The sequence below is a fragment of the Campylobacter sp. BCW_4319 genome (assembly GCF_001764435.1).
Taxonomy (GTDB): Bacteria; Campylobacterota; Campylobacteria; order Campylobacterales; family Campylobacteraceae; genus Campylobacter_D; species Campylobacter_D jejuni.
The window spans coordinates 29,317-51,247 of the sequence record NZ_MKAQ01000009.1 but is presented as its reverse complement, the minus strand read 5'-3'; the positions used below and the strand labels follow the sequence as shown (position 1 = coordinate 51,247).

At 30.4% G+C, this 21,931-nt stretch carries 24 protein-coding genes; 11 read left to right on the top strand and 13 right to left on the bottom strand.

The annotated features are described in order from the left end of the window. Positions 1–48: 48 nt before the first annotated feature. Genes AJN56_RS02980 through AJN56_RS02955 form a run of 6 tightly spaced genes read right to left on the bottom strand, consistent with a single transcriptional unit; the run spans position 49 to position 4,270 of the window. Positions 49–834, bottom strand: coding sequence for a hypothetical protein (locus tag AJN56_RS02980; protein ID WP_070246231.1), 786 nt, complete (start codon positions 832–834; stop codon positions 49–51). Next, complete coding sequence (pyrF, locus tag AJN56_RS02975; RefSeq protein ID WP_002894559.1) at positions 831–1,670, bottom strand: orotidine-5'-phosphate decarboxylase; 840 nt, start codon at positions 1,668–1,670, stop codon at positions 831–833. The genes AJN56_RS02980 and pyrF overlap by 4 nt, the downstream gene beginning before the upstream one ends. Further along, complete coding sequence (gene nusB / locus AJN56_RS02970; RefSeq protein ID WP_002789667.1) at positions 1,667–2,065, bottom strand: transcription antitermination factor NusB; 399 nt, start codon at positions 2,063–2,065, stop codon at positions 1,667–1,669. Before nusB ends, pyrF begins: the two co-directional genes overlap by 4 nt. Then, complete coding sequence (gene ribE / locus AJN56_RS02965; RefSeq protein WP_002854278.1) at positions 2,065–2,529, bottom strand: 6,7-dimethyl-8-ribityllumazine synthase; 465 nt, start codon at positions 2,527–2,529, stop codon at positions 2,065–2,067. The genes nusB and ribE overlap by 1 nt, the downstream gene beginning before the upstream one ends. Continuing rightward, a complete protein-coding gene (kdsA, locus tag AJN56_RS02960) occupies positions 2,526–3,341 on the bottom strand; it encodes a 3-deoxy-8-phosphooctulonate synthase (RefSeq protein WP_009882115.1) in 816 nt (271 codons plus the stop codon). The genes ribE and kdsA overlap by 4 nt, the downstream gene beginning before the upstream one ends. Next, positions 3,338–4,270 (bottom strand): DMT family transporter, encoded by a 933-nt coding sequence (locus tag AJN56_RS02955; RefSeq protein WP_002854544.1) that lies wholly within the window; start codon positions 4,268–4,270, stop codon positions 3,338–3,340. Before AJN56_RS02955 ends, kdsA begins: the two co-directional genes overlap by 4 nt. A gap of 100 nt (positions 4,271–4,370) precedes the next feature. Between AJN56_RS02955 and der the strand changes: the two genes are divergently transcribed. The 5 genes from der to pflB are packed head-to-tail and all read left to right on the top strand — an operon-like array spanning position 4,371 to position 10,911. Continuing rightward, positions 4,371–5,753, top strand: a complete 1,383-nt coding sequence (gene der, locus AJN56_RS02950) for a ribosome biogenesis GTPase Der (protein ID WP_002854274.1) — start codon at positions 4,371–4,373, stop codon at positions 5,751–5,753. Beyond that, positions 5,740–6,237 carry a shikimate kinase gene (locus AJN56_RS02945; protein ID WP_011812707.1) on the top strand — a complete coding sequence of 166 codons (498 nt, stop codon included), beginning with the start codon at positions 5,740–5,742 and terminating at the stop codon, positions 6,235–6,237. Before der ends, AJN56_RS02945 begins: the two co-directional genes overlap by 14 nt. Continuing rightward, positions 6,234–7,193, top strand: a complete 960-nt coding sequence (gene trpS, locus AJN56_RS02940; RefSeq protein WP_002854553.1) for a tryptophan--tRNA ligase — start codon at positions 6,234–6,236, stop codon at positions 7,191–7,193. Before AJN56_RS02945 ends, trpS begins: the two co-directional genes overlap by 4 nt. 10 nt (positions 7,194–7,203) lie before the next feature. Beyond that, a complete protein-coding gene (serS, locus tag AJN56_RS02935; protein ID WP_009882121.1) occupies positions 7,204–8,439 on the top strand; it encodes a serine--tRNA ligase in 1,236 nt (411 codons plus the stop codon). Between the two features lie 9 nt (positions 8,440–8,448). Beyond that, positions 8,449–10,911: a motility protein PflB gene (gene pflB / locus AJN56_RS02930; RefSeq protein ID WP_070246233.1), complete on the top strand. Its 2,463-nt coding sequence runs from the start codon at positions 8,449–8,451 to the stop codon at positions 10,909–10,911. A 30-nt stretch (positions 10,912–10,941) separates the two neighbouring features. Here pflB and AJN56_RS02925 read toward each other — a convergent pair whose 3' ends face one another. The 7 genes from AJN56_RS02925 to AJN56_RS02895 form a co-directional block, all read right to left on the bottom strand. Then, positions 10,942–11,577, bottom strand: a complete 636-nt coding sequence (locus tag AJN56_RS02925) for a hypothetical protein (protein ID WP_002859472.1) — start codon at positions 11,575–11,577, stop codon at positions 10,942–10,944. 97 nt (positions 11,578–11,674) lie between these two features. After that, positions 11,675–13,117 (bottom strand): pyruvate kinase, encoded by a 1,443-nt coding sequence (gene pyk / locus AJN56_RS02920; RefSeq protein WP_002857427.1) that lies wholly within the window; start codon positions 13,115–13,117, stop codon positions 11,675–11,677. Positions 13,118–13,165: 48 nt separating this feature from the next. Further along, positions 13,166–14,512 carry an FAD-dependent oxidoreductase gene (locus tag AJN56_RS02915; protein WP_002857491.1) on the bottom strand — a complete coding sequence of 449 codons (1,347 nt, stop codon included), beginning with the start codon at positions 14,510–14,512 and terminating at the stop codon, positions 13,166–13,168. A gap of 118 nt (positions 14,513–14,630) precedes the next feature. Continuing rightward, positions 14,631–15,260: a type III pantothenate kinase gene (locus AJN56_RS02910; protein ID WP_002854234.1), complete on the bottom strand. Its 630-nt coding sequence runs from the start codon at positions 15,258–15,260 to the stop codon at positions 14,631–14,633. After that, entirely contained in the window at positions 15,247–15,537 is a 291-nt protein-coding gene (locus AJN56_RS02905; RefSeq protein ID WP_011812708.1) for a hypothetical protein, read from the bottom strand. Before AJN56_RS02905 ends, AJN56_RS02910 begins: the two co-directional genes overlap by 14 nt. Then, complete coding sequence (locus tag AJN56_RS02900) at positions 15,534–16,532, bottom strand: hypothetical protein (RefSeq protein ID WP_002857599.1); 999 nt, start codon at positions 16,530–16,532, stop codon at positions 15,534–15,536. The genes AJN56_RS02905 and AJN56_RS02900 overlap by 4 nt, the downstream gene beginning before the upstream one ends. Continuing rightward, positions 16,529–17,107 (bottom strand): hypothetical protein, encoded by a 579-nt coding sequence (locus AJN56_RS02895; protein ID WP_009882129.1) that lies wholly within the window; start codon positions 17,105–17,107, stop codon positions 16,529–16,531. Before AJN56_RS02895 ends, AJN56_RS02900 begins: the two co-directional genes overlap by 4 nt. A gap of 143 nt (positions 17,108–17,250) precedes the next feature. Here AJN56_RS02895 and gatC point away from each other — a divergent pair, with 143 nt between their 5' ends. From gatC to AJN56_RS02865, 6 genes are all read left to right on the top strand, one after another. Then, on the top strand, positions 17,251–17,535 hold the full coding sequence (gene gatC / locus AJN56_RS02890; RefSeq protein ID WP_002854550.1) for an Asp-tRNA(Asn)/Glu-tRNA(Gln) amidotransferase subunit GatC: 285 nt from the start codon (positions 17,251–17,253) through the stop codon (positions 17,533–17,535). A 68-nt stretch (positions 17,536–17,603) separates the two neighbouring features. Beyond that, complete coding sequence (locus AJN56_RS02885) at positions 17,604–18,167, top strand: CvpA family protein (RefSeq protein ID WP_002857472.1); 564 nt, start codon at positions 17,604–17,606, stop codon at positions 18,165–18,167. A 1-nt stretch (position 18,168) separates the two neighbouring features. Further along, positions 18,169–18,642: a Fur family transcriptional regulator gene (locus AJN56_RS02880; RefSeq protein WP_002854230.1), complete on the top strand. Its 474-nt coding sequence runs from the start codon at positions 18,169–18,171 to the stop codon at positions 18,640–18,642. After that, positions 18,643–20,148, top strand: coding sequence for a lysine--tRNA ligase (gene lysS / locus AJN56_RS02875; RefSeq protein ID WP_070246234.1), 1,506 nt, complete (start codon positions 18,643–18,645; stop codon positions 20,146–20,148). Further along, the gene (locus tag AJN56_RS02870) at positions 20,145–21,389 is read left to right on the top strand and encodes a serine hydroxymethyltransferase (RefSeq protein ID WP_002854503.1); all 1,245 of its coding nucleotides are present in this window, start codon (positions 20,145–20,147) and stop codon (positions 21,387–21,389) included. The genes lysS and AJN56_RS02870 overlap by 4 nt, the downstream gene beginning before the upstream one ends. Next, a complete protein-coding gene (locus AJN56_RS02865) occupies positions 21,386–21,931 on the top strand; it encodes a DUF1882 domain-containing protein (RefSeq protein ID WP_002859481.1) in 546 nt (181 codons plus the stop codon). Before AJN56_RS02870 ends, AJN56_RS02865 begins: the two co-directional genes overlap by 4 nt.

Sequence of the window (21,931 nt, the reverse complement as noted above, 5' to 3'; positions counted from 1 at the left end):
CCTTATTAAAAATTTTTATTATTAAACTATAACAATGTTAATACAGGATTAATTTTGTGTGATTTTTTCAAGTTCTATATTGTAGAATATTTCTTCGCAAAATTCTTTATAATGATTAAGTAGTTTAATTTTTGAAGTTTCTTGCATTAGAATTTTAAATTCTAATTTTTTTAATTTTCTAAGTTCATCCTTGAGCTCTTTATCTTTTGAAAACAATAAAAAATATTCTTTAAAGATGAGCTCATAAATTTCAAAAGTTCCATCGACAAGATAATTAATCGCTTTATCAAGATGCCGATTAGAGTCTTTAAAATTTAAAGGATTTAAAACCATGAAACAAAGATGAATCATGGCGAAGTGAAAATATTTAAGATGTTTTTCAGGTAAGGTGAACAAATCGCTTTTTTGAAAATTTTGAAGATTGTTAAAGTCAGAATTCAAGAAATGATAGCCAAAACAGTCATTGATATTTGAAATCAAATTTTTAATTTTTTGTTCCCCATCAAGTTTTTTTCTAAAGGCTACAAAATAAGCGAGAGCCTTGTAAAATATTTGAAAAAATTCAATATGTTCATTTTCTCTTAGACAAATAAGACTTAAATCTTTTGGAGAAGTGGAGTGCTCTTGCATATAATTATAAACTTTCAGGGAAATTTTATTTCTTACCTCAAGCAAGTAGCTCAAGTCTTTTTGTTTTAAAATTTGATAATAAAAAAATATAAAATCTTTAATTAAACCTTTATGATCTTTTTCAAATAATGAAATTTGAAAATCCACGCTAAGAAACTGATTGTAAAGATTAAAGTAATCGCATTCTAATTGTTGATAATTCAATATTTTATCCCACACTTAGCATAAAATTCTTTTAAAGCATGTTCTTTATCAGGCTGAGTTTTAATCCATTCTTCAAAGTGATTACACATATCCCATTCTTTTTGCTGAATTACTTCATAATTTTGCTCTATATCGTTTTCGCTTATATTTTTTCTGTGTATTTTGTTTAAAATTTTTTCACATACAGCCCTAGGATTTTCATTTTTATATATAGGCCTTCCCACAACGATATAATCACTCAAATTTTCTCTAGCCATTGCAAGATTAGCAACACGTTTTTGATCATCACTTGTTTCTCCAAAAGGACGAATTCCAGGAGTAAGGGTTAAGAAATTTGAACTTGTGTGCTCTTTAATTTTTTTACTTTCAAAAACAGAGCATACCATACCATCAAGTCCATTTTCATAGGATATTTTTGAAAAATTAATTACAGCTTCTTCGATTTTTTGTCTATAAATACTAAAGAAATTTTCTTCATCAAAACTCGTAAGAGCAGAAACTGCTAAAACTAAAGGTCTTTTTGAAAATTTGCTAAGCCGTGTCATAACTTCTTGCATGGCTATTTTTCCAGCACTTGCGTGGATATTGATCATATCAACACCAAGTTTTGATATTTCTTCGCAAGCATCTGCCATAGTGTTGGGAATATCATGAATTTTAAGATCAAGAAATATTTTAAAATCATCAACTTTTTTAAGTTCTTCTATGAATTTAAAGCCATCTCTTAAATATGCTCTTAAACCTACTTTTAACCATATGTCTAAATTTTTTAATTCTTTGGCAAGTTGTAAGCATTCTTCTTTTGTAGAAAGATCAAGTGCAACACAAAGCTTCATTTTTTAGCCTTTATTAAGGCATCTAAAACTCCATTTATAAATTTTGGAGAATTGTCATTGGCAAGTTCTTTGGCAAGTTCTATAGCCTCATTGATAACAATGGCGCTAGGAGTATCGGTAAAAAGTAACTCATAAGCTCCAAGTCTTAGTATAGCTCTTTCTATATGTCCTAAAGCTGTAATTTGATTATCATTTAGAAATGAATTTAAGGTTTCATCAATATTGTTTAAATTATCTAAAATTCCATGATATAAATTTAAAGTAAAATTTTTTTGTTCATTGCGTATTTTTTTTTCATCTAAAATTTCATCTACAAAAACGTTGTTTTGAGAATTTAATTCAAAAGCATAAAGTAAGGAGATGACGCTTTGGCGAACTTGATGACGCGTTGCCATTAAAGCTCCTTGCTTAAATTTAACATCTCGATTACAGTTGTCATAGCTTCAAAGCCTTTATTGCCTGCCTTGCTTCCAGCTCTTTCTATGGCTTGTTCTATTGTGTCTGTAGTTAAAACACCAAAGCTTACAGGGATATTATGATTTAAACTCACATTGGCTATGCCTTTGGTGGTTTCTGCTGAAACATAGTCAAAATGCGGAGTTGAGCCACGAATTACTGCACCTACGCAACAAATTGCATCAAATTTTTTGCTTTCTATAGCTTTTTTTAACGCATACGGAAGCTCAAAAGCACCAGGAACAAGTATAAGGCTTAGATTTTCCTCTTTGCCCCCGTGTCTTAAAAAAGCATCTTTTGCTCCTTCTACAAGGCGATCTGTGATGATATGATTAAATCTTGCATTAATGATAGCAATTTTTGTATTTGAGTCTAAATTTAATTTTCCTTCAATAATATTCATTTGTTTTCCTTTATGATATTTTGTATTTCTAGTAATGTATTAACGCAATTTTTAAGGCGTGTAAGATTAAGCATATTAGGTCCATCACATAAAGCCTCGCAAGGATTAATATGTGTTTCAAAGAAAAAGCCATCTATGCCTACGGCTGCTGCCGCTCTTGCTAAAGGTTCTACAAATTCGCTTTTCCCTCCGCTACTTCCACCTGCAGCCCCTGGCATTTGTACACTATGGGTAGCATCAAAAATAACTGGAGCAAATTCACGCATGATGACTAAAGAACGCATATCTACTACTAAATTTCCATAGCCAAAGCTAGATCCTCTTTCAGCTACAAAAACACCATTTTTTTGAGCAGCTTCATAGCCTTCATCTTCTATGCCACGGGTTTGTAGAGCTTTTTTAACGCTGTATTTGATATCGCTTGGGTTTAAAAATTGTCCTTTTTTGATATTAACTTTTGCCTTAGTTTTTGCTGCGGCTACAAGTAAATCGGTTTGACGACATAAAAAAGCAGGAATTTGCAAGACGTCAGCTACTTCACTTACAGGGTTTGCTTGATTGCTTTCGTGTATATCGGTTAAGATTTTCATACCAAATTCATCTTTTACGCTTTGTAAAATTTTTAATCCTTCTTCAAGACCAGGACCTCGAAAAGAATTAATACTTGTGCGATTGGCCTTATCAAAACTTGATTTGAAATAAAATTCTATATTTGGATTTTCATTAAAATTTTTTAACTGTTCAGCAACTTTAAAAATCAAATCTTTGCTTTCTATCACGCAAGGACCAGCAATGAGTATCATTTTTTTCATTTTTTTCCTTTGTTCTTAACTAAAATTAATCCACCAAAAATAATGCCTATTATACCTAAAAAAACCATAGCACTTGGTAAACTATCTCCTAAAATTATCCCAACTATCATACTAAATACCACATCAAGATAACTAACTCCAGCAACTACTCCTGCTTGTTTAGCGATACCATAAGCTTTAGTGACGTGAATTTGATAAATGGTGCCTAAAGTTCCCATAATGGCAATGATAAGCCAAGCTGTAAGACTTGGCATCACAAAAGGTGCTAGAATGAAATCTAAATGTAAAGAATCAAGATGCTGTGGTTCAAAAAATTCAGCACTGATCATAGAAATTAAAGGCATTAAGGTTCCTAAAAGGATAAAAGAAAAGGCAATTTGTTCTGTAGTGTAAGATTTTCTAAGTTCTCTTACACTTGTAAGAGCTAAAGCGGCTAAAAATCCACTCGTGATACCTATAACTGAATTTTTTAAATCAAAGCCTGAATGATTTAAATTATGAGCCCAAGGCTGAGCGATTAAAAGCACTCCACCAAATGCTATTAAAATTCCTATCCAGCCTTTGATGCCAATATTTTCTTTAAAAACAACAAAAGCTATTAAAGTAATAAAAATAGGAGCAGTTTTTTGAAAAGCAAAAGCTCCGCCTAGTGTAATATTTGAAACATTATAGAAAAACATATATAGTGAAAGCGTGCCTACTACTCCACGAAATACCAAGAGCCAAAAATGCCCCCCTTCTTTATGTGCCTTAGATCGTTTTAAAAGATAGACTATGAAAAAAATTCCTATGATATTTCTAAAAAACATAATTTCTATAGAACTCATTTCCTTGCTAAGAATTTTTGCACAAGCTCCCATAAGTGCAAAATCCAAACATGCTAAAATCATGAAATAAATTCCTAAATTATGCTTGATTACTTTTAGCATTTTTTTCCTTGACTAAAATCTGTGTTAATTCTAGTCTTTTTTTGCTTAATATTAAGCCAAATTTTATATAATTTTAAAAATATAATTTTCTAGGAAAAAAATGCAAAGCATCATACTTATAGGCAAGCCAAATGTTGGAAAATCAAGTCTTTTTAATAGAATGGCAAGACAAAGAATAGCTATTACAAGTGATATTTCAGGTACAACTAGAGATACAAATAAAACGCAAATTCATATTCATTCAAAAAAAGCCATGCTTATTGATAGTGGAGGGCTTGATGAAAGTGATGAACTTTTTAAAAATGTGAAAAAAAACACTTTAAAAGTAGCTAAAGAAAGCGATATCATACTTTATCTAGTTGATGGGAAATTAGCGCCTGATGATGAGGATAGACAGTTTTTTTATTCTTTAAAAAAACTTGGAAAACCTATAGCCTTAGTGGTTAATAAAGTAGATAATAAAAAAGATGAAGAAAGGGCTTGGGAGTTTGCAAATTTTGGAGTAAAGGAAATCTTCAATCTTTCAGTAACCCATAATGTAGGCTTAGATGAACTTTATGAATGGCTTGAAAAATTTTTACATGAAGAGTTTTTAATCCCTGATGAAGAAGAAAATTTAGAAGATTTTTTAGAGCATTATGAAGAAGGAAAAGAATTTCAATTTAAAGAAGTCGATCAAAATCATATCAGAGTGGGTATTGTAGGGCGTGTAAATGTTGGAAAATCAAGTCTTTTAAATGCTTTGGTTAAACAAGAACGCAGTGTTGTAAGTTCTATCGCAGGAACTACTATAGATCCTGTTAATGAAAGTGTAGTTCATAAAGATAAAGTGATAGAATTTGTTGATACTGCAGGTATTAGAAAAAGGGGTAAAATTCAAGGACTCGAACGCTTTGCCCTAAATCGCACGGAAAAAATTTTATCTCATTCTCAAATAGCACTTTTGGTTTTAGATGCGCATGAGGGCTTTAACGAGCTTGATGAACGCATTGCTGGGCTTGTGGCTAAGCATTATTTGGGTGTGATTATTGTTTTAAATAAATGGGATAAAAGTGAGATGGATTTTGATAAGACTGTAAAAGAATTGCGTCTTGATCGTTTTAAATTTCTAGCTTACGCACCTGTGATTAGTGTATCAGCTTTAAGTGGAAAAAGGGTGCATGTTTTACTCGATAAAATTTTGCAAATTTTTGAAAATTTCACTCAAAAAATCCAAACTTCTAAGCTTAATACTTTGATAGAAAATGCCACAAGAGCACATCCTTTGCCGCATGATTATGGGAAATTGGTTAAAATTTATTATGCAGTACAATATGACTTAGCACCGCCAAAAATTGCACTTATTATGAATCGTCCTAAGGCCTTGCATTTTAGCTATAAGCGTTATTTACAAAATCAAATCAGAAAAGAATTTAATTTTGAAGGTGTGCCTTTAGTGATTGCTTCGCGTAAAAAGGGCAGTAAAGAAAATGATGAAAGCTAAAAATATCGTTTTTATAGGATTTATGGGTTCTGGAAAAAGCACTTTAGCAAGAGCTTTAGCTAAGGATTTAGATCTTGTTTTTTTAGATAGTGATTTTTTAATAGAACAAAAATTTAATCAAAAAGTCAGTGAAATTTTTGAACAAAAAGGGGAGAATTTTTTTAGAGAACAAGAGCAAAAAATGTCTGATTTTTTTAGTTCTTGTGAGAAAACTTGTATTGCTACAGGTGGGGGTTTTGTTAATGTTTCAAATTTAGAAAAAGCAGGTTTTTGTATTTATTTAAAAGCAAGTTTTGAATATTTAAAAAAGCGTTTAGACAAAGATGAAATTTCTAAAAGACCTTTGTTTTATGATGAAATTAAAGCAAAAAAATTATATAATGAGCGTTTAAGCAAGTATGAACAAAAGGCAAATTTTATTTTAAATATAGAAAATAAAAATATAGATGAGCTTTTAAGCGAGATTAAAAAGGTGATAAAATGAGAGTATTAACAGGCCTTCAGCCAAGTGGCGATTTGCATATAGGTAATTATTTTGGTGCGATTAAGCAAATGGTAGATGCACAAGAAAAAAGCCAAATGTTTATGTTTATTGCTAATTATCATGCCATGACTTCTTCTCAAGATGGAGAAAAACTTAAACAAAATTCCTTAAAAGCTGCTGCGGCTTTTTTAAGCCTTGGCATAGATCCTCAAAAAAGCGTTTTTTGGTTGCAAAGTGACGTTAAGGAAGTTATGGAGCTTTATTGGATTTTATCGCAATTTACTCCTATGGGTTTATTAGAGCGTGCGCATAGTTATAAGGATAAAGTTGCTAAGGGGCTTAGTGCTTCACATGGGCTTTTTTCTTATCCTGTTTTAATGGCAGCTGATATTTTGCTTTTTGATACACAAATTGTCCCTGTAGGAAAAGATCAAATCCAGCATGTTGAAATCGCACGCGATATTGCTTTAAAAGTTAATAATGAATGGGGTGAAATTTTTACCCTTCCAGAGGCTAAAGTTAATGAAGAAGTAGCTGTAGTTGTAGGCACTGATGGGGCAAAAATGAGTAAATCTTATCAAAATACTATAGATATTTTTAGCAGTGAAAAAACCTTAAAAAAACAAATTTCTTCCATAGTTACAGATAGCACCGCTTTAGAAGATCCAAAAGATTTTAAAAACTGCAATGTTTTTAAAATCGCAAAGCTTTTTTTAGATGAAGCAGGGCAAAAAGAATTACAAATACGCTATGAAAAAGGTGGCGAGGGTTATGGACATTTTAAAATGTATTTAAATGAACTTGCAAATGCTTATTTTAAAGAAGCAAGAGAAAAATATAATGAGCTTTTAGAAAAGCCTTCGCATTTGAAAGAAATTTTAGATTTTGGTGCGACAAAAGCAAGAAAAATCGCCCAAGAAAAAATGCAAAAAATTTATGAAAAAATCGGACTTTAAGGAGTAGAAAATGTTAGATTTAAAAAATTTGCAAAATAATTTTGATGAAGTGGCTAAAAAGTTAAAAAATAAAAAAGTTGATGAAAATATCTTAAAAAAACTTGCTGAACTTTTTGCAAGTTTAAAAAAAGAAAAAACAGCTTTAGAAGAATTTCAAGCTTTTCAAAATAAATTCAGTAAAGAGCTTGCTACAGCCGAAGATAAAGAAAGTTTAAAAGCAAAATTAAGCGAAAATAAAAGTAAAATTAATGAGCAAAGCGCTAAAGTAAATGCTTTAGAAAATGAGCTTGAAGAAATCGCTCATGCCATCCCAAATATCCCTGATGAGTGTGTGCCTGTGGGTGAAGACGAAGATGAAAATGTGGAGCTTAAAAAAGTTTTAAATCCATCTAGCTTTGATTTTACTCCAAAAGAACATTTTGAATTAGGTGAGAGTTTAAATTGGCTTGATTTTGTGCGTGGGGTAAAAATTTCACAAAGTCGTTTTTGTGTGCTTAAAAACGAAGGAGCTTTATTAAGCCGCGCTTTGGTAAATTATATGATAGATTTTAATAGAAGTCGTGGATTTGAATTTGTTAATGTGCCTTTTTTGGTAAATGGTGCTACTATGTTTGGGACAGGTCAGTTGCCAAAATTTAAAGAAGATATGTATAAGGTAGATGATGAGGATTTGTATTTGATCTCAACTTCTGAAATTCCAGTAACCAATCTTTATAGTGGAGAAATTTTAGCGAGTGAAACTTTACCGATAAAAATGACTTGTTATAGCGCTTGTTTTAGAAAAGAAGCAGGCAGTGCAGGGCGTGATACAAGAGGTATTATAAGACAACACCAGTTTGAAAAAGTAGAGCTTGTAAGTATTACTAAACCTGAGCAAAGTGATAGCGTGTTTAATGAAATGCTTGAGTGTGCAAGTGATTTACTCAGTTCTTTAGGTTTAGCGCATAGACATTTGATGCTTTGCACCGGAGATTTGGGTTTTAGTGCAGCAAAAACTGTGGATCTTGAAGTGTGGCTTCCAGGACAAAATAAATATCGTGAGATCAGTTCTGTTTCAAATTGTCGTGATTTTCAAGCAAGACGCGCTAAAATTCGCTATAAAAACGAACAAGGAAAAAATGAACTTGTTCACACTCTTAATGGCTCATCTTTGGCAGTAGGAAGAACCTTGGTAGCGATTATGGAAAATTATCAAGATAAAGAAGGAAAAATTCATATTCCTGATGTTTTGAAAAAATATTTTTAAAGAGTATAGATGGCTGAACAAGAAGATATAATACTAGAAAAACCCGAAGATGGCTTAAATCAACCAAGACTTGATGAGAGTTTAGAGGGATTTAAAGGGCAAGAGGGGCAAGCTCCAGAAGATGAAGAATTTGCATCATTGCCAGAAGAATTACCTCAAGAAAATAGTGAAAGTGGTTTTAAATTTACAAGAGAAAGTGCGCCTGAAGATGTATCAACTTTTGAAGAAGTTGAAAGTCAAGAGCCTACGCCTTGGTATAAAGATCGTAAGTTTATGTCTCTTGTAGGTTTATCTTTGGGGATTGTTTGTATTTTAGTTTTTACGCTTTTTTATTTAACTTTTAGTGAAGGAAAAATTAAACCAGATATTATAGCTTCTAAGCCTTTAGAACAACCTGTTGTTATGCCTGATGAATCATATAAATACAATGATATGCAAAGAATTGATGGTATGATCCAAAAAGCAAATGCTTTATATTTAAAGGGTGAGGTTGAACAGGCTTTAAAAGTTTATGAGCAAGTTGCCGTATATAATGAATCTTTATCTAATTATAATTTAGGCGTTTCTCAAATGAATGAGAATAAATTCCAAGAAGCTTTTGAAAGCTTCAAGAAAGCTATAGCCAATGGAGAAAATCAAAGTGTAGCTGCTATCAATGCTGCTGTTTGTGCTTTAAAGCTTAATGATAAGGAAAAATTTAGATATTATATTGATTTAGCTCAAGTGTATCTTCCAAAAGAAGGAAAATCAAAATTATATGATTATTATTTAAGCTTGATTAATTATTACAAAGGATATTACCCTGAGGCTTTACAAATGTTACAAAGAACAGATATGGAGCCGTATTCTGATGTTGCAAAGTATTTGTCTGCTAAAATTTATGCAAAAATGGACTTTGATTCCAAGGCTATACAGCAATTAAATTCTCAAGGCAATTTTGAATCTAGTTTATCTTTAGGTCTTTTATACGCTAGAATAGGAGAATATGCTAAAGCTAAAGTCGCTTTAAGTACAGCGATGAAAATTGAAAGAGATTTTAATCAGAGTTTGGCGGCTTTAACATTGGTTGATATTAAAACAGGAAATTATCAAGATATGTTAGCGCGCTTACAAAATTCTTATGATAATGATAAAGATAGATATAAGATTTTAGATGCTTATAAAATTCAAGTTCGTTTAAATAAGGATCTTTTTAATATAGCAGTTGCTCAAAATTCTTTTTCAAAAGATTTGTTAAAAAAACAAAAAGATCAATTCGATTTGCTTTTTTATTTTGCGCCTTATCAAGTTTTTGATAGTAAGCAGGCTGCTTTATATATTAAAAAAGCTAATGTTACAGATTTCGTTGATGATAGTGCTGATGCGGGAGTTTATCTTAATACAAGCAAGGCTCTTTCATCTACCAATGTAAAAATTGCCAATATTATTAACTATGCATTAAATCAGAAGTTACGCCTTGCTAACCAAGAATTTCAAAAACTTATCAAGGATTATCCAGAACATAGTATTTTACATTATAATTTGGCTTTAACTTATGCCCAAATGCAAAATTATGAACTTGCTTATAAGCATTTTTCAAGTTCATATCATCTTAATCCTAAAAATTACTTAGCAGGTGCTTTTGCTATGTTTTGTGCAAAATTAATTGATATTGATACAACTAAACTTTACAATGAAATTCTTGATAATATAGCTGCTGATTCTAATTTTAAAGCTAATATGCAAAAAAGTATGTTGTTTTTAGTTAATAATAATTATATTTCTATGCTTCCTTATTTAGATGAAACAAAAAAAGACACGCCTTTGAGTTTGATTTTTGAAGCTATTGTTGCTAAAAATAATAACCTTAATAATCAAGTAGATGTGAAAATTGCTAAATTGCGTTCAGAGTTGCCTGAAGATATTTTGGCAAATATTTTGTATTTTAATTCTTTAAATTCAAATTTAAATATTAAAGAATATGCTCAAAATGCTCAAATTCATTTTAAAAATTTAAAACTTGATTATCGTAGTGTTTTTGGTGGGCCAAATATAGCTAGGGAATTTTATGTTAATTTAATGCATATTGCAGGGCTTTTAAATTTAGAAAGACAGAAAATTAAAGAGTTGATTAATGTTTCAGGAGCAAAAGATGAGGGTATTTTACAAACTTTAGCTTATTTGGATATTTTTGCACAGCAATACGAGGAGGCTTATGCGCTTTATAATTCTTTGATTGATGATTATGGAGCTAAAGATACTAAAACTTTATTTTTAGCAGCCGTAGCAGCCATAGGTGCAAATAATCCAAATTCAGCTATAGCGCTTTTGCAGCTTTCTAAACTTACAGATAAAAATAACAAAGAAAGTAAAGCAGCTCTTGGTATGTTGTATCAAGAAGTAAAGAACTATGAAGCTGCAATATCTCAGTATAAAACTTTACCTAATAATTTTAAGAGTGAATTTTTTACTTTTGATATTAATAACAACTAAAAATGCTTAGAAATTTCTAAGCATTTTTAGTTAAGCTTGAAGATCTAGAGTTTTTCCGCCTAGTTCATCAATGCGATCGCTAACTTTTTTAAGTGCCGCATCTATTGTATTTTGACTGATTTGAGGAAGTTCTCCACCCCACATTTTTTCTGCTTGCTCAAATCCTTTTTTCATACCTTCAAGACCTTTTTTCAATTTTTCAACATCGTCGCCACCGCCTTTAATAACAAAATCCGCGATGCGATTGGCTGTATTTTCCACTCCAAAAAAACCATCTTCACTTACAAGTTGTTGAAGTTCATCTGTATTCATATCAAGTGGATTTTTGCCACTGTAGCCTAAGGATGCAAAATCAATATTTGTAAGTATAGATTTCGCAGTATCTAAATTGGCACCATTTAAAAGACTATCTAGTCCAGTTTGGGCATTGCTCGAACCTATTACAGCATTCATTGTTTGCTGTTGAAACTGAACTAGGTAAATTTGTGTAATGCCCTTTCCACCAAGTGCGTTTAATTTTTCAAGGGTATTTTTATCTACATCCTTGCTAGAATTAGCACTTTGAACATTTTTGTCTTTTGTGTTTTCCTTAGCATCATCTGCCTTCTTATTGCTAACTTGTGTTTGTGCCATGCTAGCGATATTTGAAAAAGTATTCACTTGCATATTTGCTCCTTTGTGTGAGGCTTTAATTTATATCGACTTTTGGCTTAAAAAATTTATAAGGACATTAAATTCCTTATTTTCAAAGGAATTTAATGTTTTATTGTAGATAATAAGCAATTTGCTCTTTATTGAGAATGCGGATAAGATTGCTAGTACCTTCTACTCCTGTTGGAAAGCCTGCAGTTAGAAGATAGCATTTATCTTCATCCATAAAACCTTTTTCAACACTTGATCTTACAGAGTCTTTTAATAATTCTGTAAGTTCATTACTTTTATTAACCAAGATTGCAGGATTAACTCCCCAAACTATACTTAAAGAGTTTAAGGTTTTTTCAGAATGCCCTACTGCTATGATTTCTATATTTGGACGATATCTCGCAATCTTAATAGCAGATTTTCCGCTACTTGTTAAAGAAAAAATAGCATCAGCGTTAAGATCTGTTGCAAGATGAGCTGAAGAACGCATGATTTTATCTGTATTGTCTAAATCATTAAAATCATTAAATTTGTTATATGGATAGCGTTTTTCTGTTTCTATTATAGTTTGGCACATTATACCAACAGCGTTTGCAGGATCTATACCAACGGCACTTTCTTCACTTAGCATTACTGCATCTGTTCCATCTAAAACAGCATTTGCAACATCTGAAATTTCAGCCCTTGTGGCGGTTTTGCTTTTGGCTAATGAAAAAAGCATCTGAGTCGCAGTAATAACAGGCTTAGAGGCATTGTTTGCTTTTTGTATGATTTCTTTTTGGATATTAGGAACTTTATAATAAGGCACCTCAATACCTAAATCTCCTCTTGCAACCATTATACCATCGCTAGATTTAATAATTTCATCAATATTTTCTACTGCATCAAATTTTTCAATTTTTGCAAAAATAGATATTTTTGCGTTATTTTGTGCTAAAATTTCACGAACTTCATCAATATCGTGCGCATTTTGTACGAAAGATATTGCTAAAAAATCTACTTCATTTTTTATACCCCAAAGTAAATCATTTTTATCTTTTTGTGTAATAACATCAATATTGATTTTAGTATTCGGAAAATTAATACCTTTATTTGAGTTTAAAAAACCATCATTTTCTATAATGGTTTCAATTTTTTGATCATCTATGTTTACTACTTTAGCACGAATTGATCCATCATATAGATAAATATATTCATCAATTTTTAACATATCTAAAATAGATTTTTGATTAATACTGATTTTATAATGATTTTGAGCAATCTTCTCTCCTAAAATTGTTTCACGATAAAAATCGAGTCTATCACCCTTTTTTAATTCAAATGGTTCTTTAAGTTCACCTGTACGAATTTTAGGACCACTAATGTCTTGTAAAATTCCAATACGAATATGCAATTCTTTAGCTACTTTTCTTATGGTATCTAAGTTTTTTTTATGATACTCATGTGTTCCATGAGAAAAGTTTAAACGGAAAACATTTACACCATTGATAATCATTTGGCGTAGAATTTCTTCCTTTTCACTTGCTGGACCTACTGTGGCTACAATTTTTGTTTTTTTAAGCATGGTAAACTCCTTTTGAAATTATTGTAGCTAAAAATAGAAACAAAATGATTACAATAATTCTGAAGAAAATTTATCTTCGTTAAATTCCATTCCTAGGTAATTACATACAAGCTTTGCATCTCTTTCAGCATTTCCTAGACAACTTGTTGCTCCAGGACTTGGAGTCATATTGAAAATAATACCAGGGGTTTCTGTGATGCTTGCTTCACCTAGCATTAATTCTCCTTTAGTTTTATCAATAACTTGCGGTCTTACGCCTCCAAAACCTTTCGCATAATAAATATCGCTTGCTTTAAGACTTGGGACTATTTTTTTGGCATCTTTAACAAATAAGCTTTTATCAACAAAAGGTAGTTCAAAAAGATAATTATAAAAGATGTAATTTCTAATTGTTGCATCTTTAAACATATTAAAAGTTACTTTTAAAACAGTTTTATCAAGTTTTAGTGCTTCAAAAAATTCTGGAACTGATTTTAGACCATGATAACGTTCTAGTTTTGGAATAACAAGTGCGGTAGGTCCAAAGCGAGTGTTCATATCAGCAAGCAAATCAGGATCTCCATGAAGAGCTGCAAATGGAAGTTTAGGATTTTGCACCATATAAACCTTACCATTTAAAAGTTTTTGTTTGGTTAAATAAAAACTTCCTGCAACAGGCCAACAAGACTTATCCATACCTAAGTTCATTTTATGTGCTAAATATAAAGAGTGCGCTCCAGCATTGACAACTACGCTTTTGGCATGGTATTCTTGATGATTTGAGGTTTTTAATATAAAAATATCATCCTTTTTTTCTATGTGAATAATTTCTTGATTAAAGGCAACGAAAGTATTTTTATTTTGTTTTTGGGCTTGTTCTATTAGATTTATACTCATTTTCCCAAAATCTACAGTTGTAAAAACCTCGCCGCTTTCAACACCCATGGCGCAGATATTTTCAGGTCTATCTTGATTGCAATCTTCTCCTAAAACAACCTTGGGTTCAATTTGTTTGATTTTTGCTTTATCGAAAAATTTTACATAAGGATAAAGTTCTTTAAATTCTTCATAGCGTTTTTTCATATAATCACATTCTATATCTCCAACAGCTAGAGCCATTTTTTGATGAGAAAACATGAAATTATTTTGCGCATTTTGCATGAGTCCATATTTAACTATCATATCAGCTGTTCTTTTTACTTTTCGCGCTTTTTCTAAAGTATAATTGGTTTCAATATCTCCACAATGAATGGTTTGAGAATTACTCGTTCCCTTAGAATTTAATGTTGCAGCTGTATTATATTTTTCTATCAAAGCAATATTTTTAATATTTGTATATCTTGCAAGCTCGTAAAATAATGCTGCTCCTGAAATTCCAGCTCCGATGACAAGCACATCAAATTCTTGTTGGCTCATTGTTTTTCCTTTTTTTATTTTAATAAACTTTTTTCTAAATAGAAGTTTAATTGAATTTGTTTTACAAAAAGTTAAATTTCATTAAGGTTTGATATCAATGAGAATTTTTGTAACATTTTTAATAAAGTAAATTGGGATTTTCTTTTATAATCTTTTTCATTCCTCTAAAGATTAAAAGTTTATCATAAATTGCGTGATCGAAATAATTTGCTAAAAATTGCCCATCTCCACCAGTGAAATAAAGCTTTTTGTTTTGAGCGGCATCTTTTATCAGTAGGTAAATTCCTTTAAAAACACCATAACTTAAAGCATCCATGGTTTTTTGTGGGAATGCATCAAGACTAACTTGAGTGTTAAATTCACTTTTTAATCGTGGTGAAATATGGCTATAAATTTTTTTATAATTTGCAATACCTGGCAAGATAAAACCACCAAGATGTATAGAATTAGAAATAATATCAATTGTAATAGCGCTACCTGCATCTACAACAACTCCATCTTCAATAGTATAACAAGCTGCTATGCGATCGATTCCTAATCCTTGATAAATTGTATCAAATAAAAAATAAGGTTCAAGATTGATAAAATTTTTTTGATTTTTTAAATGTTCTTTGAGATGTTCATTGACATTGATATAAAAAATTTTTTGTTCATTTTTAAATTCTAAAAACTGATCTATACTAAGAGTAAAATATTTGTTATCATCTAGGAAATTAGCATTTGAATTACCAATATCACAGAGCAGCATAGATATTAAATCCTTTCATTTCTAGATGATTTTTTGCTTTAGAGCAAAGAGAAGTCATGCTAAAAAAATATTTGTTATTTATGTTAATTTGCTGTGCTAGATTTTCTAAAAATAAGGCATCTTTCATTAAAAATTTTGTTTTTCCTGTATACATAAAAAGAATGTTATTTTGATCTTTAGCGCAAATATAACTTTTTTTTCTAGTCAACATACTTAAGTCATAGGGCTTTAAATTTAATTTTAAAGCCTTTATTGTTTGTTCTAAAATTTTTATCATAGCAAATCTAAAATTTTATTTCCGTAGTAAAATTTACCATTTCCCATGAAAGAAATTTTATCAACAGCTTCTGAAAGTTTAAATACTTGTGTATTATCTAAATTTAGATTCATTTTGATAAGATAGCCTGTTTTTTCAAAAATATATAAATAATTATTGTATATATTGCTTTTTACAAAAATAGCAAATTCAAATTTTTTTTCCGCAATTTTTCTTAAGTTATAATCAGTTTTAATAATAGTCCCATCTTTTTCTAGTATAAAAATACCATCATCGCTAAGTGCAACATCTTTTATGTCAGCGTCAAGATAAAGAGTTCTAGCAGGGCTTACAACAATGATTTTTTTAGCTGTTGCTGCTATAAGTTTATCTCCGATTACACTTAGATGGATTGCATTGTTGAAAAAATTTTCTGCTGAAATAACCACATCTTTAATGATTTGAAGATTGTTTCTTGAAAGAATTAAAATTTTACCATCTAGCGTTGGATAAACGATGATATTGTCTAAAAATATAGGATTAGCGGTACGACTGTCTTGGGCTGGAGCTGAGGTTAGGGTTTGACTGAATTTAATACCCAAAGAACGATTTGCAAGAACTATAGTATTGTTTGCAAGTACAAGGGCTAAATCATCTCCATTAGAAGCTACTCCTACAACACTAGCGTCAAATTGAAAATTATAAATTTCATTATAAGAATTGTCAAAAATTTTTAAATTTCCATTATTATCTGCAGTAAAATATTCCCCATCTTGATAAGCTAGAAGCATATAATTTTTAGGAAGTTTAAACTTGTCTATGGAGATATTATTTTTTAAGATAGCTGTATTATTGCTAAGTTTTGCAGAAACTAGATTCCAATCAACGATTTTACTTTTTAAATTGCTATTATGACTTAAATCTCCATCGGTTTGTTTTGGTTCAAAATATTGTCTTTTGGTGCCACAAGCACATAGAAATATTAAACAAAATAGTGTTAAAAATATTTTTTTCATTGTGTAATGCCTTGATAATGTTTGAGATTTTTAGTTATTTGATTTAAACTTGAATTTTCTTTTATCTGAGAAAGTAAAACATTAGCTTCTTCGATTTTATTTTGCTCTAAAAATTTGTAAGCTTCTAATAATTTATCATAATTTTTTAAAAATATCGATTTATCCCCTAAAGATAATGCGATAATATTTTTAAGTAAAGTGTTTGTTTGAGTATTACTGTAAATTTGTTTTAGTTCATTTTGGAGAGCTGTATTATTAAAATCATTAATATTTTCTTTTAGTAAAAAGATAGCGTAAAGATTGGTATTTTTATTTTTAAGTTGTTCTAAAAGATTTTTATTGCTAGGATCTTGTATTAGATTGGCATAAATTTCATTTGCTTCTTTTGTTTTATAATCGTTTATTTTTGAGATTATAAAATTTCCAGCAAACCAAGCAACTAAAATTATCACAACAGCAGATATATAAAATTTATACTTGCGTATAAATCTCTCTCCTTTGATAAAATTTTCTATAAATTGTTCTTCTGTGTTAAGTTCATTTTTAACAGCTTTTAAATTATCTTTTAGTCCCAAAATTTATCCTTGAAAAAATATTTTTATTTTTGTATAGAAAAATTATGGTATTGTATCATATAAATTGCAAAATATCCTAAACAATTTAAAGCTTTTTATGATATAATTTTCAAAATTTTAACTTTTTTATTAAGGTTTAAGAAATGCAAATAGATGAGAAATTATTAAGCAAGCTTGAAAAATTAAGTGCTTTACAAATAACAAAAAACAGAAATGAAACCATTGTACAGTTAAGTGAAATTGTGAATTTTGTTGAAAAATTAAACGAACTTGATCTAGATTCCCAAGAGATTACTGTGAGTACTATAAAAGGTGGAGCTCCTTTGAGGATTGATGAGATAAGAAATAGCAATGTTATTGATGAGGTTTTAGATTGTGCTCCAAAAAAACAAGAACATTTTTTTGTTGTTCCTAAAATCATAGAATGATTAACTTAGCATTTAGTGCTTATTTGTAGAATAAATTTAAAACAAAAAAAAATCAGAGAGTGATTGAAATGAATTTTTATTGGTTTGATGCTTTTATTTTAGGATTTACCTTGCTTTTAGGGCTTAAGGGTATTATCAATGGTTTGATAAAAGAAATTTTTGGACTTTTGGGTATTATTGGTGGTGTTTTTATTGCTTCAAAATACGCAACTCAAGCGGCTGAATTTATACAAAGTACTTTTTATAAGATAGAAAATCAAAGCTTAGCTGGATTTGCTGGATTTTTGGCCATATTAATTATTTTTTGGATAGTTTGTTTGTTGGCAGGTAATTTTCTTTCTAAGCTGATCAAATTAAGTGGCCTAGGTTTTTTAGATCGTATTGGTGGCTTTATATTTGGTGGGGCAAAAATCTTTTTAATTTTTGCAATTTTAGTTTTTTGTGTAGCAAGAATCGATTTTTTAAATGATAAATTAGATAATTTTGCTAAAAATAGCTATACTTTGAATTTGCTTAAAGAAACTGGATCTTTTATTATGAATCAACCTTTAACAGAAAATAGTCTAGATCATGCTAATGAAAAGTTGCAAGATATTGTAAGTGATTTAAACAATACTCAAAAAGGGGAGTGATATGCTGATAGAAAATGTGGAATATGATGTTTTACTTGAGAGATTTAAAAAAATATTAAGACAAGGCGGACTTAAATATACCAAGCAAAGAGAAGTACTTTTAAAAACTCTTTATCACAGTGATACTCATTACACACCCGAAAGTTTATATATGGAAATCAAACAAGCTGAACCCGATTTAAATGTAGGAATTGCAACTGTTTATCGTACTTTAAATTTGCTTGAAGAAGCAGAAATGGTAACTTCCATTTCTTTTGGTTCAGCAGGTAAAAAATACGAGCTTGCCAATAAACCTCACCATGATCATATGATATGTAAAAATTGCGGAAAAATTATAGAGTTTGAAAATCCTATTATAGAAAGACAGCAAGCCTTGATTGCAAAAGAACATGGTTTTAAACTTACAGGGCATTTGATGCAGCTTTATGGTGTTTGTGGTGATTGTAATAATCAAAAAGCAAAGGTAAAAATATAAATGTTTGATAATGTTTTAGAGCAGCAAAGAATAGAAAAAGCCAAGGAATTAAAAAATTTAGGGATCAATCCTTATCCTCATTTTTTAGAAAAAGAAATGTCTTTAAAGACTTTTAAGGATAAATTTTCTTATATTTTAGAGCAAGTTGAAAAAAGAGATGAAAGTATCAATGCTGTTGTTGCAGGACGTTTGAAACTTTTGCGTATAGCTGGGAAATCGATTTTTGCAAACATTGAAGATGAAGATACAAATTTGCAAATTTATTTTAATAAAGATAGTGTAGGTGAAGAACTTTATGCGATTTTGAAAAAGAATTTAGAAGTAGGTGATATTGTTTTGGTTAAAGGTTTTCCTTTTGTAACTAAAACAGGTGAGTTTAGTTTGCATGCAAGTGAAGTAAAACTCGCTACAAAAGCTATTGTTCCTTTACCTGAAAAATATCATGGATTAACAGATATTGAGCAAAGATATCGTAAACGTTATGTTGATATGATAATGAATGCAGAAGTTAGAAAAGATTTTTTAGTGCGTTCTAAAGTGGTGAGTTTGATTCGTCATTTTTTTGAAAATAAAGGCTTTTTAGAAGTAGAAACTCCTATGATGCATCCGATTGCAGGTGGAGCAAACGCTAAGCCTTTTGTAACTTTTCACAATTCTTTAGGCGTAGAAAGATTTTTAAGAATTGCTCCAGAACTTTATCTTAAAAGACTTGTAGTGGGTGGTTTTGAGGCAGTTTTTGAAATCAATCGTTGTTTTAGAAACGAAGGTATGGATTTAACCCATAATCCTGAATTTACAACTATAGAATTTTATTGGGCTTATCATAATTATAAAGATTTAATGGATTTAACTGAAGAACTTTTTGCTTTACTTTTAGATAAACTTAATTTGGGAAAAACAATAGAATTTGATGGAAAAATGATAGATTTTTCTAAACCTTTTGAAAGAATTACTTACAAAGATGCACTTTGTAAATATGGTGGTTTGGATAGGGATTTAATTGAAGATAAGGAAAAAATTCTTACTAAATTAAAAGTAGATGGTTTTGAAGCGAATGAAAAGCTTGAACTTGGACATTTACAAGCTGAACTTTTTGATAATTATGTGGAAGAAAAATTGATCAATCCTACTTTTGTGATTGATTTTCCTATTTCCATAAGTCCTTTATCAAGACGTAGCGATGAGGATTCTCAGATTGCTGAGAGATTTGAGCTGTTTATTTGTGGAAGAGAATTGGCAAATGGTTTTAATGAGCTTAATGATCCTCTTGATCAATATGAGAGATTTTTAAAACAAATTGAAGCTAAAAATGCAGGCGATGAAGAGGCTTGCGAAATGGATGAAGATTTTGTAAATGCTTTGGGTTATGGAATGCCTCCAACGGCAGGGCAGGGTATAGGTATAGATAGACTTGTTATGCTTTTGACAAATAAAAAATCTATTCGAGATGTGATATTGTTTCCTGCAATGCGTCCATTAAAATCAGAACTAAAGGAGAAAGAATGAGTTTAGAAATGTTTGATAAAGAAATTTTTGATTTAACAAACAAAGAGTTAGAGCGTCAATGCGAAGGTCTTGAAATGATAGCGAGTGAAAATTTCACTTTACCTGAAGTAATGGAAGTTATGGGAAGTATCTTGACGAACAAATACGCAGAAGGTTATCCAGGTAAAAGATATTATGGTGGTTGTGAATTTGTTGATGAGATTGAAACTCTAGCTATTGAAAGATGTAAAAAACTTTTTAATTGTAAATTTGCTAATGTTCAGCCTAATTCAGGTTCTCAAGCTAATCAAGGTGTTTATGCGGCTTTGATTAATCCAGGTGATAAAATTTTAGGAATGGATTTAAGTCATGGTGGACATTTAACTCATGGTGCAAAAGTAAGTTCTTCGGGTAAAATGTACGAAAGTTGTTTTTACGGCGTAGAACTTGATGGAAGAATTGATTATGAAAAAGTAAGAGAAATCGCTAAGAAAGAAAAGCCAAAATTAATAGTTTGTGGAGCTAGTGCTTATGCAAGAGTGATTGATTTTGCTAAATTTAGAGAAATTGCTGATGAAATAGGTGCCTATCTTTTTGCTGATATAGCACATATTGCAGGTCTTGTTGTGGCAGGCGAGCATCCAAGTCCTTTTCCGCACGCTCATGTAGTAAGCTCAACCACACATAAAACTTTGCGTGGTCCAAGAGGTGGTATTATTATGACAAATGATGAAGAGCTTGCTAAAAAAATTAATTCTGCCATTTTTCCAGGTATTCAAGGTGGTCCTTTGATGCATGTAATTGCTGCAAAAGCAGTAGGATTTAAATTTAATCTTAGCGATGAGTGGAAAGTTTATGCAAAACAAGTAAGAACCAATGCTCAAGTTTTAGCTAATGTTTTAATGGATAGAAAATTTAAACTTGTTAGCGATGGAACGGATAATCACCTTGTTTTAATGAGTTTTTTAGATCGTGAATTTAGTGGAAAAGATGCAGATTTAGCTCTTGGAAATGCAGGTATTACTGCAAATAAAAATACCGTTCCAGGAGAGATTAGAAGTCCTTTTATCACAAGTGGATTAAGACTTGGAACTCCAGCGCTTACTGCCAGAGGTTTTAAAGAAAAAGAAATGGAAATTGTGTCAAATTATATTGCAGATATTTTAGATGATATTAATAATGAAAAATTACAAGAGAATATTAAACAAGAATTAAAAAAACTTGCAAGTAATTTTATTATTTATGAAAGGGCTATGTTTTGATTTCACCAATGGATATGTCGCTAATTAAAATAATTGGCGATCATTATTATATAAGACGCGATAAAATTGTAAATAAAATTACACATAGAGGTCGCTTATTTTTTGATAAATTTGAAAGAGTTGATGCTCCTTTAAATTTAAATGTCATGAGAGAACACGCTGCTAAAAAAATTGTTGTCGCTCATGATTTAATAACAAAAGATAATAAAGTAGAAAATATTGTCTTTGATTATAATGGTTTTAATGCTGAAAGATTTTATCACCGTGCACAACTTATTTTAAGAGAAGAAGGTTTTATAAATTTCACAGCCTATAAGACTAAAACTCCAGGACATTTACATCTTTATATTCACAAAGGACACACGGCATTAAACGAAGGTTATTCTTTAGCGTCTAAACTTTCAATGATGTTTGCAAGTAAAATGCCAGTAGAATGGAAGGTGTTTCCTAGTATGGATGTACCTAGGGAATTTAATATTTTAATATTGCCTTATGAGGTTTATCAAAAAGAACGAGGAAGTTCTTGGTCTAAGCATATGTAA